Annotated in this window: 14 protein-coding genes; 7 read left to right on the top strand and 7 right to left on the bottom strand. The window is 74.2% G+C overall.

The genetic code is table 11. The features are described from left to right. The first annotated feature begins 146 nt into the window (after nt 1–146). Both P8A18_RS19980 and P8A18_RS19985 read left to right on the top strand, forming a co-directional pair. Nucleotides 147–1376, top strand: a complete 1230-nt coding sequence (locus P8A18_RS19980; RefSeq protein ID WP_306056305.1) for a cytochrome P450 — start codon at nt 147–149, stop codon at nt 1374–1376. Nucleotides 1377–1393: 17 nt separating this feature from the next. After that, nucleotides 1394–1573 (top strand): ferredoxin, encoded by a 180-nt coding sequence (locus P8A18_RS19985; RefSeq protein WP_136319074.1) that lies wholly within the window; start codon nt 1394–1396, stop codon nt 1571–1573. A 22-nt stretch (nt 1574–1595) separates the two neighbouring features. Here P8A18_RS19985 and P8A18_RS19990 read toward each other — a convergent pair whose 3' ends face one another. Beyond that, entirely contained in the window at nt 1596–2315 is a 720-nt protein-coding gene (locus P8A18_RS19990) for a pyridoxine/pyridoxamine 5'-phosphate oxidase (protein ID WP_306056308.1), read from the bottom strand. A gap of 88 nt (nt 2316–2403) precedes the next feature. Beyond that, nucleotides 2404–3582: a thiolase C-terminal domain-containing protein gene (locus tag P8A18_RS19995; protein WP_306056310.1), complete on the bottom strand. Its 1179-nt coding sequence runs from the start codon at nt 3580–3582 to the stop codon at nt 2404–2406. A 156-nt stretch (nt 3583–3738) separates the two neighbouring features. Between P8A18_RS19995 and P8A18_RS20000 the strand changes: the two genes are divergently transcribed. Together P8A18_RS20000 and P8A18_RS20005 are read left to right on the top strand one after the other, a co-directional pair. Next, nucleotides 3739–4932 carry an acyl-CoA dehydrogenase family protein gene (locus tag P8A18_RS20000; RefSeq protein WP_306056312.1) on the top strand — a complete coding sequence of 398 codons (1194 nt, stop codon included), beginning with the start codon at nt 3739–3741 and terminating at the stop codon, nt 4930–4932. Then, entirely contained in the window at nt 4932–5510 is a 579-nt protein-coding gene (locus P8A18_RS20005; RefSeq protein WP_306056314.1) for a nitroreductase family deazaflavin-dependent oxidoreductase, read from the top strand. Before P8A18_RS20000 ends, P8A18_RS20005 begins: the two co-directional genes overlap by 1 nt. Before the next feature lie 148 nt (nt 5511–5658). Here the strand turns inward: P8A18_RS20005 and P8A18_RS20010 are convergent, their stop codons facing one another. Beyond that, on the bottom strand, nt 5659–6306 hold the full coding sequence (locus tag P8A18_RS20010) for a TetR family transcriptional regulator (protein WP_026249959.1): 648 nt from the start codon (nt 6304–6306) through the stop codon (nt 5659–5661). A gap of 324 nt (nt 6307–6630) precedes the next feature. Between P8A18_RS20010 and P8A18_RS20015 the strand changes: the two genes are divergently transcribed. Then, nucleotides 6631–7431 (top strand): VOC family protein, encoded by an 801-nt coding sequence (locus P8A18_RS20015; protein ID WP_306056316.1) that lies wholly within the window; start codon nt 6631–6633, stop codon nt 7429–7431. A 172-nt stretch (nt 7432–7603) separates the two neighbouring features. Continuing rightward, complete coding sequence (gene afsK / locus P8A18_RS20020; protein WP_306056318.1) at nt 7604–9985, top strand: protein serine/threonine kinase AfsK; 2382 nt, start codon at nt 7604–7606, stop codon at nt 9983–9985. A 451-nt stretch (nt 9986–10436) separates the two neighbouring features. Here afsK and P8A18_RS20025 read toward each other — a convergent pair whose 3' ends face one another. Further along, entirely contained in the window at nt 10437–11156 is a 720-nt protein-coding gene (locus P8A18_RS20025) for a hypothetical protein (protein ID WP_306056320.1), read from the bottom strand. A gap of 222 nt (nt 11157–11378) precedes the next feature. Between P8A18_RS20025 and P8A18_RS20030 the strand changes: the two genes are divergently transcribed. Beyond that, nucleotides 11379–11912 carry a hypothetical protein gene (locus tag P8A18_RS20030; RefSeq protein ID WP_306056322.1) on the top strand — a complete coding sequence of 178 codons (534 nt, stop codon included), beginning with the start codon at nt 11379–11381 and terminating at the stop codon, nt 11910–11912. Between the two features lie 21 nt (nt 11913–11933). Here P8A18_RS20030 and P8A18_RS20035 read toward each other — a convergent pair whose 3' ends face one another. Genes P8A18_RS20035 through P8A18_RS20045 form a run of 3 tightly spaced genes read right to left on the bottom strand, consistent with a single transcriptional unit; the run spans nt 11934 to nt 14345 of the window. Beyond that, the gene (locus P8A18_RS20035) at nt 11934–12710 is read right to left on the bottom strand and encodes an enoyl-CoA hydratase/isomerase family protein (protein WP_306056324.1); all 777 of its coding nucleotides are present in this window, start codon (nt 12708–12710) and stop codon (nt 11934–11936) included. 9 nt (nt 12711–12719) lie between these two features. After that, entirely contained in the window at nt 12720–13160 is a 441-nt protein-coding gene (locus P8A18_RS20040) for a Zn-ribbon domain-containing OB-fold protein (protein WP_306056326.1), read from the bottom strand. A 6-nt stretch (nt 13161–13166) separates the two neighbouring features. Continuing rightward, nucleotides 13167–14345 (bottom strand): lipid-transfer protein, encoded by a 1179-nt coding sequence (locus tag P8A18_RS20045; RefSeq protein ID WP_306056328.1) that lies wholly within the window; start codon nt 14343–14345, stop codon nt 13167–13169. Nucleotides 14346–14350: the final 5 nt, after the last annotated feature.

Consider the following 14350-nt stretch of genomic DNA (forward strand, 5'->3'; position numbering starts at 1 on the left):
CCATGGTGCTCCTCACCGGCCGAAAATGGAGGAAACGGGGGCGGACGGGAGATGTGGCCGAAGACCGACTGGACCGGATAGGTGCCTGAGGCATCTAGTGAGGGTGATCGGTAAGCAGGACACACCCCCCTCGCTGCGAGGTCCGCATGACAGAGACCCAGTCCGAGACCCAGCCCGGCACCCAGTCCGAGACCATCGCCTTTCCGCAGGACCGCACCTGTCCGTACCACCCGCCCACCGGCTACCCGAGCGAGAGCCGGGGACAGCGGTCGGTGTCCCGCGTCCGCCTCTACGACGGCCGTACGGTCTGGCTGGTCACCGGGCACGCCGAGGCGCGGGCGCTCCTGGTCGACCCCAGGCTGTCGTCCGACCGGGAGAACCCGGCGTTCCCCTTCTTCGCGCCCAGGCTGGCCACGCTCGCACAGCGCCGCGTCGAGCTGATCGGCGTCGACGACCCGGAGCACAACGCGCAGCGCCGGATGCTGATCCCCAGCTTCACGGTCCGGCGGGCGGCGGCGCTGCGGCCGCGCATCCAGGAGACCGTGGACCGGCTGCTCGACGCGATGGCCGAGCAGGGCCCGCCGGCCGAGCTGGTGAACGCCTTCGCGCTCCCGGTGCCGTCCATCGTCATCTGCGCGCTGCTCGGCGTGCCCTACGCGGACCACGACTTCTTCGAGGCCCAGTCGCGCAAGCTGCTGCGCGGGCCGGCGCCCTCGGACGTCATGGCGGCGCGGGATGAGCTGGACGAGTACTTCCGCGTCCTGATCGAGCGCAAGCGGCGCGAGCCGGGCGACGGGCTGCTCGACGAGCTGATCGCCAAGCAGCTGGAGACCGGGGTGGTGGAGCGCGACGAGCTGGTACGGCTCGCCGAGATCCTGCTCGTGGCGGGCCACGAGACGACCGCGAACATGATCTCGCTCGGCACCTTGGCCCTTCTCCAGCACCCGGACCAGCTGGCCCGGCTGACGGAGGGCGACGGGAGCGGGGTACCGGCCGCCGTGGAGGAGCTGCTGCGCTTCCTTTCCATCGCGGACGGGCTCTCCCGGGTGGCGGTGGAGGACATCGAGATCGGCGGGGAGACCCTGCGGGCGGGGGACGGGGTGCTGCTGTCCACCGCCGTGGTCAACCGGGACGCGTCCGTCTACCCGGAGCCGGACGAGCTGGACCTCGGACGCGGCGCTCGCAACCACGTGGCCTTCGGCTTCGGCATCCACCAGTGCCTGGGCCAGAACCTCGCCCGCGCCGAACTGGAGATCGCCCTGCCCGCGCTCTTCCATCGCTTCCCCGGGCTGCGCCTCGCGGTCCCGCCCGAGGAGATCCCGTTCAAGCCGGGCGACACGGTGCAGGGGCTGCTCGAACTGCCGGTGACCTGGTGAAGGGGGCGCAGGGCGTCATGCGGATCGACATCGACAAGGACGTGTGCATCGGCGCGGGTCAGTGCGCCCTCGCCGCGCCGAAGGTGTTCACCCAGGACGACGACGGGCTCAGCGAGCTCCTGCCGGAGGCCGAGCCGGGCCCCATGGTCGGAGAGGCCGCCCGCGCCTGCCCGGTGCAGGCGATCACGGTGAGCTGAGGGCGGGGCGGGCGGCGGGCGGTCAGGGCCAGAGCAGTTCCCGCTCCCAGGCGCCCGCCCCCGTCCGCACGTCGGCCGTGCGGCGGTACCGCAGGCGTACGTGCCGCCGCCGCGCGTCGCCCTGGAAGAACTCGGCCTCGCGCGGCTCGACCACGTACCGGGTCCAGGTCGCCACCTCCGCGTCGGGCTCGGCGCGCGCCCGCTCCCAGGCGGCGTCGGACGCGCGGTCGAGCGCGGCGGTCGAGTCCAGGATCTCGCTCTGCCGGCCCACCAGCGCCGAGGCCAGCGCCCCGGTCGAGCGGGCCCGCAGATCGGCGGCGCTCTCGGCGGTGGAGCAGGCGGTGACGGGGCCCCGGACGCGTACCTGGCGGCCCTGGGCCGGCCAGTAGAAGCCGAGCGCGGCGTACGGGCGGGCGGCCAGCTGGCGGCCCTTCGCGCTGCCGGAGTGCGTGGCGAAGTGCCAGCCGCGCTCGTCCGCGTCGTGCAGCATCAGGGTGCGTACGTCGGGCAGGCCGTCGGCGTCCGCGGTGGCCAGGGTCATCGTGTGCGGCTCGGCCTGCCCGGCGGCCACCGCCTCGGCGAACCAGGCCAGGAAGAGGCCGAGGGGGGTGGGCGGCGCGGTGTCCGGGTCGAAGGCGGGAAGCTCGGTGTCCCAGACGCGCTGGGCGTGCAGCAGATCGAGGAAGGACTGCCGGGCGGCGGGATCAGGTGCGTCGCCCGTGGGGGCGGATGCGTCGGTCATGCGGCCATTGGACCGCACGGACAGGCCCTAAGGGCTGTCCCGCAATTCCTGGCGGGCGCGCGGCGTGCCGGCGGCGCCGGGCCGGCCCTCACCCCCGCCCCAGCACCACCGTCCCCGACGAGCAGAACCAGCCGCCCGTGCCCGAGGCCACCGCCAGCTCCGGGAGCCGGCCCCCCGCCTTGCGGACCTGGCGGTCCCCCGCCTCGCCGCGCAGCTGGCGTACCGCCTCCACCAGCAGGAACAGCCCGCGCATCCCGGGGTGGCAGGCGGACAGGCCGCCGCCGTCCGTGTTGACCGGGAGTTCCCCCGTGAGGCCCGTACGGCCGCCCTCCACGTACGGGCCGCCCTCCCCCTTCGCGCAGAAGCCCAGGTCCTCCAGCGTCACCAGCGTCATGTACGTGAACGCGTCGTAGATCTCCGCCAGGTCGATGTCGGCCGGCCGCACCCCCGCCCGTTCGAACGCCAGGCGGCCGGAGACGGCGGCGGGGGAGACCGTGAAGTCGTCCCATTCGGACATCGTGGAGTGCGAGACGTGCTCGCCGGTCCCGAGCACCCAGACGGGCGCCTTCGCCGTGCCGGGGACGTACTCCTCGGCCGCCAGCAGCACCGCGCAGCCGCCGTCGCTGCGGATGCAGCAGTGCAGTTTGGTGAACGGGTCGGCGATCATCGGGCCCGACAGCACCTCGTCCACCGTGACCGGGGTGCGGAACATCGCGTCCGGGTTGGCCGCCGCGTTCGCCCGCGCCCGCACCGCCACCTCGGCCAGCTGCTCCAGTGTCGTGCCGTACTCGTGCATGTGGCGGCGGGCGGCCATCGCGTACTTGGCGATCAGCGAGTGCCCGTACGGCACCTCGAACTGGAGCGGGCCCCTCGCCCCGAACGACAGGTTCGAGGTGCGGCGGCCCGCCTTGATGTCCGCGCGGGCCGTCGACCCGTAGACCAGCAGGACGGCCTCGGCCCGGCCCGCCGCGATGGCGTCCGCCGCGTGCGCCGCCATCACCTCCCACGTCGAGCCGCCCACCGAGGTGGAGTCCACCCACGTCGGTTTCAGCCCCAGATACTCGGCGACCTCCACCGGGGCGAGCGTCCCGAGCCCCGCCGAGGCGAAGCCGTCGACCACCGAGCGCTCCAGCCCCGAGTCGGCGAGCGCGCGGCGGGCGGCCTGGGCGTGCAGGGCGTACGGCGTGGCCGCGTCGACGCGCCCGCAGTCGGCGAGGGATATGCCGACGACGGCGACCCGACGGGGCGAAGAAGGCGTAGGGGGCATGAATCTGACGGTACATCAGATAGCGGGAAGCGGGAGTGGTCGTGCGCTGTGGTCACCGTCGCTCCGCACGGCTCTGGGAATCTCGCCGCCGCACCTCTAGCATGACGGGCCGTCAGTTCAGGGGCCGTCGGCCCCTGAGGGGAAGGAGTCCCGCCGATGGATGCCGCCTTCACCGCGGAACAGGACGAGATCCGCCGCACCCTGCGCACCCTGCTCGACGCCGACGACGGGCCCGGGGACGCCTACGACCCCGGCCTGTGGCGCCGGATCGCCCGGGACCACCGGCTGCCCGGACTCACCGTCCCGCAGGAGTACGGGGGCGCCGGCCGGGCCACCGCCGAGCAGGCCGTCCTCCTGGAGGAGACCGGCCGCGCCCTGCTGCCGTCCCCGCTGCTCGCCACCGCCGTGCTCGCCGCGCCCCTGATCCTGGCCCTCGGCACCGCGGAGCAGCGCGCCGCCCTGTTGCCGGCCGTGGCCACGGGCGAGCTGACCGCTTGCCTGGCCGTGCCCGGCGGGTTCCTGGCCACGGCCCTCGGCCTCGCCGGTGACCCGACCGGCGGTTCCTGGGCGGGCGGCGGCCGGGCGGGCGGGGTGCAGGCCCGGCCGGCCCGTGGCGGGGGCGGCGGGTGGCGGCTGTACGGGGAGGCCGACCGGGTGCCGGACGGGGAGCGGGCCGGGCTGCTCCTGGTCGCCGCCCACGCGGGCGGCTTCCCGCGCAGCCGCACCCTGCTCTTCCTGGTCCGGGCGGACGGGCCCGAGCCGCCCGCCGGACTCGCCCGCACCCCGCAGTCCTCGCCGGACCCCACCCGCCCGCTCGCCCGGGTCCAGCTCCGCGACACGGCGGCGGAACTCCTGGGCGCCGACGACACCGCGGACACGGGCCCGGCCCTCGCGGCGGCCGGGCGCACGGCCGCCGCCGTACTCGCCGCCGAGGCGGTGGGGGCGGCGGCGGGCGCGCTGGAACGGACGGCCGCGTACCTGGCGGCGAGCGAACGGCCCGGCGCCTGCGCCCCCGCGCCCCACGCCTACGAGGCCGAGAAGCACCGGATCGCGGAGCTGTACGTACGCGTAAGGGCGGCGCGCTCCGCCGCGTACTTCGCGGCCTGGGACCAGGAGAGTGCCGGGCTCGCCCTCGCCCAGGCACTGGAGGCGCTGCGGGCCGTGACGGCGGAGGCGGTGCGGCTGCCGGGGGACGCCGGTCCGCCGGACCGGGAGCACGAGGCGCACCCGTACGCCCGGCGGGCCGCCGTGCTGGAGCGGCTCCTCGGCCCCGCCCACCGCCTTCGCGACCACGCGGCCCGGGACTCCGGGCTCTTCGCGGCGGCCGGGGACGGGCAGGTGGCGGTCTGATGGCGGCGGCCGGGGTCCGGCTCGTCCAGAAGGTGTCATCGACGCGGGTATTCGCCCGGATCGCCCCGCATGTGGTGCCCGCCATGGACCGCACGGTCCACCGGCTCACCCGGGGCCGGGTGCTGCCCAGCGCGCGGATGCTGCCGGGGCTCGTCCTGACGGTGCCGGGGGCGCGCAGCGGGCAGCCGAGGACCACCCCGCTGGTCTGCATGCCGCAGCCGGGTGACGCGGGCGCGGTGGACGGAGGCGTGGGGGACGGAGGCGTGGGGGACGGAGGCGTGGGGGACGGAGGCGTGGGGCACGGGAAACCCGGTGGTGGCTGGGTGCTGGTCGGCAGCAACTTCGGCCGCCCCGGGCACCCGGCCTGGACGGCGAACCTGATGGCGCACCCGGAGGAGGCGGTCGTCAACTGGAACGGCCGCGACATCCCCGTACGGGCGCGGCTGCTCGCGGGGGAGGAGCGGGCGGTGGTGTGGAAGGCGGCGCTGGCGTTCTGGCCGCCCTATGCCGCGTACCAGGCGCGGATCGACCGGGAGATACGGCTGTTCCGGCTGGACCGGCGGGAGGTCTCCCCGTAGCGACCGGGCCGTAGCGACCCGGGTCCGGTGCCGGGTCCGGGTACGCCGACGGCGGACCACCTGCGTGGTCCGCCGTCGGTGAGACAGGACCTGAGGGCGCCCGGGATCACCGCGCGTCACCCAGTGGAGAGGAGTCCGGGCGCGGGCGCTACTTCGCCGGCTTCTTGCCGGTGATGCCCAGATGCACCAACAGCGCGAGGTTCGGTTTGAGTTCGGCCTGCTTGACGCCCCAGGTGGTGAAGCCCTTCTGGTGCGAGGCGACGGCGGCCAGCATCGCGACCAGCGAGCCCGCCATCGCGGCGGCGCTGACGTCCTTGTCGACCTTGCCCTTGGCCTGGAGCTCCTTCACGGACTCCGTGAGGGAGTTGGTGACCGAGTTCAGGATCTTCATGCGGATCTTGTAGAACCGCTTGTCGCCCTCGGCGGCGCCCAGGTCGACCACGCGCAGGATCGCGTCGTTGCGCCGCCAGAAGTCGAGGAAGCCCTCGACGAGTTGTTCGGCGGTCTGCCGGCCCGACTTGCCGACCCAGGAACGCCCGGCGACCAGTTCGGTCAGACCGGCGCCCTCCTTGGCCATTTCTTCGGCGATTTCGAGGACGGCGCCCTCGACGTCGGGGAAGTACTGGTAGAAGGTCGCGGGTGAAGTCCCCGCCTTCCGGGCGACGTCGATGACTTTGACGTCCCGGTACGGCGAGGAGCTGAGCATCTCGCTGAGGCAGTCGAGCAGCTTCTGCCGCGTCGCCTGTCCGCGTCGACCGGCCACGCGGCCGTCGACGGTGCGTACTTGTCCTGTCATGCCGTCAGCTTACCGACGGGTGATCGGAGCGCGATTCGGCCGAGTGCAAATGGGGAACGCGGCCGTCGGAACCGGTGGATACCCACAGTCTGATCAATGTTATTAACAGCCTGTGGATAACTTCGGTGGATAACTTTCGAAAGTGCGTTCGCTTCGGGGGGTGCGGGGCGGGTCCGGACGCGGGGGACACGCCGCGCGGTTACGTTGGATGTGACGAGCGTCACCATGATGGAGGGCCGTCACCATGAAGGACGGCCGTCACCGAGACGAAGGCCGTCACCGAGACGGACGGCCGTCACCGTGCCGATGGAAGGATTCGGGCCCATGGCCGCATTCGCGCAGTCCGCACCGTGCTGGGTGGATGTGCAGCTCCCGGACCTGGAGGCGGGCAAGCGCTTCTACGGCGAGCTGTTCGGCTGGACCTTCCGGGCGGGCGAGGGCCCCCGCGCGGACGCCCTCGGCGAGGGCAGGCTCGTCGCCGCGCTGGCCGCGAAGAAGGACGGCCGGATGCCGACCGCCTGGGGCGTCTACTTCGCCACCGACGACATCGAGGCGTCCGTCGCCCGCGTCCGCGCGGCCGGCGGCCAGGTCATCACCGAACCGGTACCGGCCGGCCGCGCCGGAGTCCTCGCCCAGGCCGCCGACCCGGGCGGCGCGGTCTTCGGCCTCTGGCAGGCCGGCGAGCGCGCGGGCTTCCAGAAGCAGAACGAGCCCGGCTCCTTCTGCTGGACCGAGGTCCACACCCGGCGCAAGGACCGCGTCGACCCCTTCTACGAGGAGGTCTTCGGCTTCCGCTCCGCCGACATCGCCGACCTGGTCACCGACACCCCGGACACGGACGAGACCCGCATCGACTTCCGCACCTGGTCCCCTCCCGGCACCGAGCCCGGCCCCGACACGGCGGTCGGCGGGCGCAGCGTCATCACCGACGCCTTCCCGGCCGAGCTGCCCAGCCACTTCCTCAGCTACTTCAACGTCACGGACTGCGACGCCACCGCGCGCACCGTCCAGCGGCTCGGCGGCCGGGTGACCGAACCCCCGCTGGACATCCCGTACGGGCGGATGGCGGTCCTCCAGGACGACCAGGGTGCCGTGTTCGCCGTACTTCAGGAACCTGCGTCCTGATAAGGGCGGAGTGACACAGGACACCCCGATCCGCCCCCGGGTTCGCAACCGGGGCCTTCGCCAGGAACAATCGGGGTGCGCACCGCCGGGTGGTGCCCAGTGATGAGACGCTGCACACGGCGGGTTTTTCGCGGACCTCTGTTCCCTGAGGTCCGTACGGGGAGGTGGCAAGGTGGAGCAGCTGACGCAGCACGACCCGAGGCGGATCGGCCCATTCGAGGTGCTGGGACGGCTCGGCGCCGGCGGCATGGGGCTGGTCTATCTCGCCCGGTCGGCATCCGGCCGGCGGGTGGCGATCAAGACGGTCCGTACGGAACTGGCCGAGGACCAGCTGTTCCGGGTGCGCTTCACGCGTGAGGTGGAGGCCGCGCGCGCCGTCAGCGGCTTCTACACGGCCGCCGTGGTGGACGCCGACCCGCGCGCCGCCGTGCCCTGGCTCGCCACCGCGTACGTGCCCGCCCCCTCGCTCGAAGAGATCGTGAACGAGTGCGGGCCGATGCCGACCCAGGCGGTGCGGTGGCTGGCGGCGGGCATCGCGGAGGCGTTGCAGTCCATCCACGGCGCGCAGCTCGTCCACCGCGACATGAAGCCGTCGAACGTGCTCGTCGTCGAGGACGGCCCCCGGGTCATCGACTTCGGCATCGCGTCCGGCGTCTCCAACACCCGGCTCACCATGACCAACGTGGCCGTCGGCACGCCCGCCTACATGTCGCCCGAGCAGGCCCGGGACTCGCGCAGCGTGACGGGGGCCAGCGACATCTTCTCGCTCGGCTCGACGCTCGTCTTCGCCGCGACCGGCCATGCGCCGTACCGGGGGGCCAACCCCGTCGAGACGGTGTTCATGCTGCTGCGCGAGGGCCCCGACCTCGCCGGGCTCCCCGACGACCTGCGCTCGCTCATCGACTCCTGCATGCAGATGGACGCCACGCTGCGGCCCACGCCCGCCGACCTCCAGGCACAGCTCGCCCCGCACCTCTTCGCCTCCGGCGGCGGTGACGACAGCGGTACGGCTTCGGCCTGGCTGCCGGCCGCCGCCACCGCGATGATCGAGCAGCGCAGGGGCGGTGGCCGCGCGCCCGCCCCCGCCCCGCCCGCACCGCCGGCCCCCGTGCCGCCCGCGCCCCAGCGCCCGCCGGGCTCCGACTGGGACGGCCCCTGGCACAGCGGGGCCCCCGCCACCCGCCCGGCCGCCCCGGTGCCGGACGCCGGGGGGCCGGTCCGGCTGACCGGGGCGCAGGTGCCGATCGGGCCCGGCCCGCGCGCCCAGGACGTCCGCGCCTCGGCGGCCGGGGCCGGCGCCGACGCCGGTCCCGCGACCGACTGGGTCCGCCCGCCCGCCGGGGTCAACGGCTCCGCCCCGGCCGCCCCGCCCGTGCCCGCCCCGGCCCCGGCCCCCGACAACGACCCGTCCGGCCCCGAGCGGTGGCGGCCCTGGCGTTTCCGCATGTCCAACGACGTGTGGGGCACCCCGGTCGTCGTCGGTGACCTCCTCTACGTGACGTCCTTCGAGGTCCACGCGCTGGACACCGGCAACGGGCGGCGCCAGTTCAAGACCCGCGACGTGGCCTGGGCGATGGCCGTGGAGGGCGGTCGCATCCACGCGTCCGACGGGCCCTCGCTCTACGCCCTGGACGCGGCGTCCGGCGCCGAGCGGTGGCGCGTGCGGACCGACGCGTGGGTGTACGCGCTCAAGGCCGACCGCGGCACGGTCGTCACCGGCACCCGGGGCGGCGGCGTCCAGGCGTGGGAGGCGGCGACCGGCGAGAAGCTGTGGGACATCAGCGGCGCGCAGACGGACTTCGAGACGCCGGAGGGCGGGCCGGCGATCCACGACGGCACGGTCTACGTGTGGCAGGACGCCCGCCTGCGCGCGCTCGACGCCCGGACCGGCGTCGAGCGCTGGAGCTATCCGGTGGGTGACGCGGCCTCCTGCGGCGGTGTTCCGGTCCGGGTGACCCCGGCGCCCGACGGCTACGCGTACGTCTCGGCCGGGACCCGGGTCCTCGCGGTGGACAACGCCTCCGGTCACGTCCGCTGGCACTTCGAGTGCCCGGCGGTCTTCCTCTCCCCGCCCGCGTTCGCGCCGGGCCCGGCGGTCACCGGCGGCGGGGTCTACCTCGCGGACTACCTCGGCACGGTGTACGCCCTGGACGCCGCGACCGGCAAGGACCGCTGGCGCATCGCCACGGAGGCCCGCCAGTCCACGGAACCGGTGCTCGTGGTGGCGGGCAACGTCCACGTGGGCAGCGGCAGCGCGCTCTACACCCTCGACGCGGTCACCGGCACCCCGAAGTGGCGCTTCGCCGCGGGCGGCGAGGTGGTCGGCGCGCCGGTCGTCGCCGACGGCCGCGTCCACTTCGGCTCCGCGGACCACGTCCTCTACACCCTCGACGCGGCCGGCGGCCAACTCCGCTGGAAGCTCGCGACGGGCGGCGAGATCACGGGCACGCCGGTGGCGGAGGGCGGCGTGGTGTACGCGTGCAGCAAGGACCGCTGCGTGTACGCGCTGGACGCGCTGAAGGGCACGGGCACAGGCAACAGACCAAGGCCGTAACCGGGACCGCCCCCGTCCCCGGACTGCCCTTCCCCGGGCTGCACCCGCCCGTGCTGCCCGTTCCCGGGCTGCGCTTCCCCGGGCTGCGCCCGTCCATGCTGCGTCCGGGCCGCGCCCGCCCTTCCCGGCCCGTCCGGGCCGCCCCTCCCGGGCTGCCTCCGTGCGGGCCGCCTCCTTCCGGGCCGCGCCCTCCCGTGCTGCCTCCGTCCGGGCCGCCTCCTTCCGGGCCGCGCCCGCCATTTCTGCCCGTCCGGGCGCCCACCCCAGCCCGTCCGGCGTTTGAGGACGGAACCGTTGCCGTGGTGGGCGGCGCCCAAACCAGTGGGGCCGGGCCGCCATTCCCAGCCCGTCCGGGCGCCCCACCCAGCCTGTCCGGCGTTTGAGGACGGAACCCTCCCGGTGGTGACCGGCGCACAAAGGGTTCGGGCCCGCCAGGTAACCGCTTCCGTCCTCAATCGCCGGACGGGCTGGGTTTCCCGCCGGACGGCCCAGGCGTCTCGTCCGGCGGGTCCGAAGGCGGCGGGCCGGGGCGCCCAGCCCCAGGCGCACCATCCCCAGGCGCTCCTGGCCCGGGGCGCCCAGCCCCAGGCGCAGCATCCCCGGGCCCCACGTAAGGCGCATCCCCCTCCGGCTCCGGCCACGGTGTCGTCTGGACGGACGGCCCCGGCTCCCGCGTGGGCGGCCACGTGTCGGGGTCGGCAGACCCCGGCGCCTCGTACGGCCGCCCCCGCCCCGCACCCGCACCCGCACCCCGCCGCCCGGACATCAGCGCCGCCCCCAGCAACAGCAGCACCCCTCCGGCGGCGGCCGACGCGACACCCATCTGAAGCCCGGAACCGTCGCTCGCGACGGCAAGGCTTCCGTTCACCTGCCCCTGGCGCACCATCCACAGCACCGTGAACCCGAGCACCACCACGCCCGCCAGGGCGACGAGGAGCCGGGAGCGGAGGACCACACCCACCACGGCCACCACCGCGGCGCAGAGGAACGGCAGCCAGAGGGACGTGAACAGCCCACCGGGATGCGCACCGGTCACCCCGGTGCCGGTGAACAGGTCGCCGAGACGGTAACTCCGCCCGAGGCGGCCGTCGTACCAGTCACGGAAGGGGCTCAGTACGGCGGCCGCCGCTCCGACGAGAGCGACGATCGCACCGAGGACGTTGCGGATCATTTCCGTACCTTCCAGTACCCCCGGGTACATTTCAGCGCTCTCTCTCCGACGCTACGCCGCACGTGTGACGCCTGCGACCGGACGATGACGAGATCGTGACAGGGCCATGACCGGGCCACCGGCTCCACGGGGCCATGCTGTGCGTTACGGTGTCGCGCGCCCGGCCGCCCGGCCGGCCCGGCACCGAAACGGCAGAACACCACACAATCGGGGGCGGAATCGATGACACGGCAGCATCTGAAACTGACGGTGGTCCTGGTCGCGGTGGTACTCGCGCTGACCGGCTTCTCCAGCTCCAGCCACGGCGGCAAGAGCGGCAAGAGCCGGAAGTCCAGCAGCCACAGCAGCGGCGGCGGGTGCTCCAACTCCAAGAAGAGCAACGGCACGTACCACGACACCGACTCCGGCACCCGCTACCGCAGCTCCGGCGGCACCTCGGGTTCCACCCGGTCCACCCCGTCCGCCACCGCGACGGCCGCCCCCAAGGCGTACGTGTTCCGCTGTGCCGAGCCCGCCAAGGGCACGGTCAAGGCCGTCACCGCCTCGACCGTCCGTCTCACCGCGAACGCGAGCGGCACCCACACCTACGAGGTCGACGTCGCCTTCCTCGACGCGTCCGGCGTCACGATCGACACGGGTGAGGCGACCGTGAAGGCGGCCCGCGGCGAGACGAAGACCGTGTCCGTGCCGATGGACCGCCCGAGCGAGGTCTCCCGGGTGGACAGGTGCACGGTCACGTCGGCGCTCACCTACTGAGCCCCACGGGTACCGGCCCCCTCACCGCAGCCGGTACCCGCCGCCCCCGCCCCGCCCCCCGAACAGCTCCGCCTGGAGCGCGGGCGCCAGGTTGCCGAGCGCGATCAGATGCGGGGCATGGGCCAGCGCCTGCGCCCGCGCGGCCTCCCCGGCGGACCAGACGGCCCGTACGGTGCCCTGCACCGCGTCGGTGGGGTACGAGGCGATGACCTCCGCCGCCCGCAGCGCGGCGGCCACCGCGCCGCCGGGCGGGGTGAGTTCGCTGACGAGACCCGTCTCGTACGCCCGCCGGGCCGAGACCCGCTCGGCGGTCCCCATCAGCGCCATCCGCGCGACCTCCCCGTACGGCATCCGCTGCGCCATGAAGACCGCCTCGTACGCGCTGACCATGCCGTACGTGGTGTGCGGGTCGAAGAACGTGGCCTCATCGGAGGCCACGACGAACTCCGCCTCGCCCAGCAGGTAGAACGCCCCGCCGCAGGCCATCCCCTCCACGGCCGCGATCACCGGCTTCCACAGGTCGTTGGCCTTCGGCCCGATCGCGAGCAGCGGATCGTCGATCGTGTACGGGGACGAGGGCTGCGGGACGGCCACGCCCCGGTCGACGCCCGTGCAGAACGCCCGGCCGCCCGCCCCGGTGACGACGGCCGCCCGCATCTCGTCGTCGTAACGCAACGCCCGCCACGCGGCGGACAGTTCGGCGGCGGTCGCCAGGTCGATCGCGTTGTGCTTCTCGGGCCGGTCGAGGGTGAGCAGCGCGACGCCGCTCTCCAGGTCCCTCTCCACGCGCAGGGCCATGTCGCCGCCTCACCGTTCCAACTGCCAGCGCACCAGCGTCACATCGGCCGATACGGGACAGAAGACCGCCTTCACCGGCGCCCCGATCCGCAGCCGCCCCGGATCGACGGAGTCCAGCGGCGCGTCCGGCCCGCTCACCACATTGCCGACCAGCCGGATGCCCGGGGCGTCGGCCAGGGCGACCACGACGACGTTGTACGGGGCCTGCGCGGCGTACGCCGGCAGCAGCGGGGGGTGCGGCAGCACGTACGACCAGACGCGGCCGCGCCCGCTCATCGCCCGCCACTCGCTGTCGAACGACCGACAGTGCGGGCAGCACGGCCGGGGCGGGAAGCGGAGCCGGCCGCAGCCGGGGGCGGCGCACGCCTGGACGCGCAGCTCGCCACGGGCCGCGTACGCCCAGAACGGCGCGCCGTCCTCGTCCACCTCGGGCAGCAGAAGGTCGTCCATCGCGGGTCAGCTCCTCAGCAGTACGGCGGACGTGGGGACGCACTCCCCGGCGGTGACCAGGCAGGTCGAGGCGCCGGGGACCTGGGAGGTGGAGGTGCCACGCAACTGCTTCACGCCCTCGGTGATGAGGTTGAAGCCGTGCACGTACCCCTCGCTGAGCCCGCCGCCGCCCGTGTTGAGGGGCAGCCGCCCGCCGCTCTCCAGCGCCCCGCCCTCGGTGAAGGCGCCGCCGTCGCCGCGCCCGCAGAAGCCGTAGCCCTCCAGGGTGAGCGGGACGAGCGGGGTGAACGCGTCGTAGATCTGGGCCACATCGACGGCCTCCGGCCCGAAGTCGGCCTGCTTCCACAGCTGTCGGGCGGCGGCCCAGGAAGGCCCGGTGAGCGGGTCGTCGGTCCAGTAGTTGACCATCCCGTGGTGCTGGGCGGGCAGGCCCTGGGCGACGGAGTGGAGGTAGACGGGCTTCTGGCGCAGGTCGCGGGCGCGTTCTGCGGAGACGACGACACAGGCGAGCGCCCCGTCCGTCTCCAGGCAGTTGTCGAAGAGGCAGAGCGGCTCGCTGATCCAGCGCGAGGTCATGTACATCTCGCGAGTCAGCGGCCGGTCGTGCATCACGGCGGCGGGGTTCCGGTTGGCCCGGTTGCGGCAGGCGAGGGCCACATTGAAGAGGTGGTCGCGGGTGGACCCGTACTGGTGCATATAGCGGCGGGCGAGCATTCCGATCTCGTCGGCGGGCCGCAGCAGCCCGTAGGGCCGGGTCCACTGGGCGGGGGTCGGCAGCTGCGCGGCGGCGGCCCGCCAGGGGCGCGGCCCCGAGCCCCGTTTGCGCGCCCGCCAGGCGACCCCGACGCTCGCCTGTCCGGTCGCGATGGCGGCGGCCAGGTGCGCGAGGGTCGCGCAGGAGCCGCCGCCGCCGTACCCGGCCCTGCTGAAGAAGGTGACGTCCCCGGCCCCGATCGCCTTGGCGACCTCGACCTCGTCGGTCTCCTCCATGGTGTACGAGGCGAACGCGTCCACCTCCGAGGCGTCGAGGCCCGCGTCGTCGAGCGCCGCGACGATCGCCCGGCAGGCGAGCGTCTTCTCCGGCTCGTCCAGCCGCTTGGCGAACTCCGTCTGCCCGATCCCGGCTATCGCCGTCCTGTCCTTGAGCGTTCTGTCCGTGGGCGTCCTGTCCCTGAGCGTCGCCACCGCCA

It is taken from the genome of Streptomyces sp. Mut1 (assembly GCF_030719295.1).
Lineage (GTDB): Bacteria > Actinomycetota > Actinomycetes > Streptomycetales > Streptomycetaceae > Streptomyces > Streptomyces castrisilvae.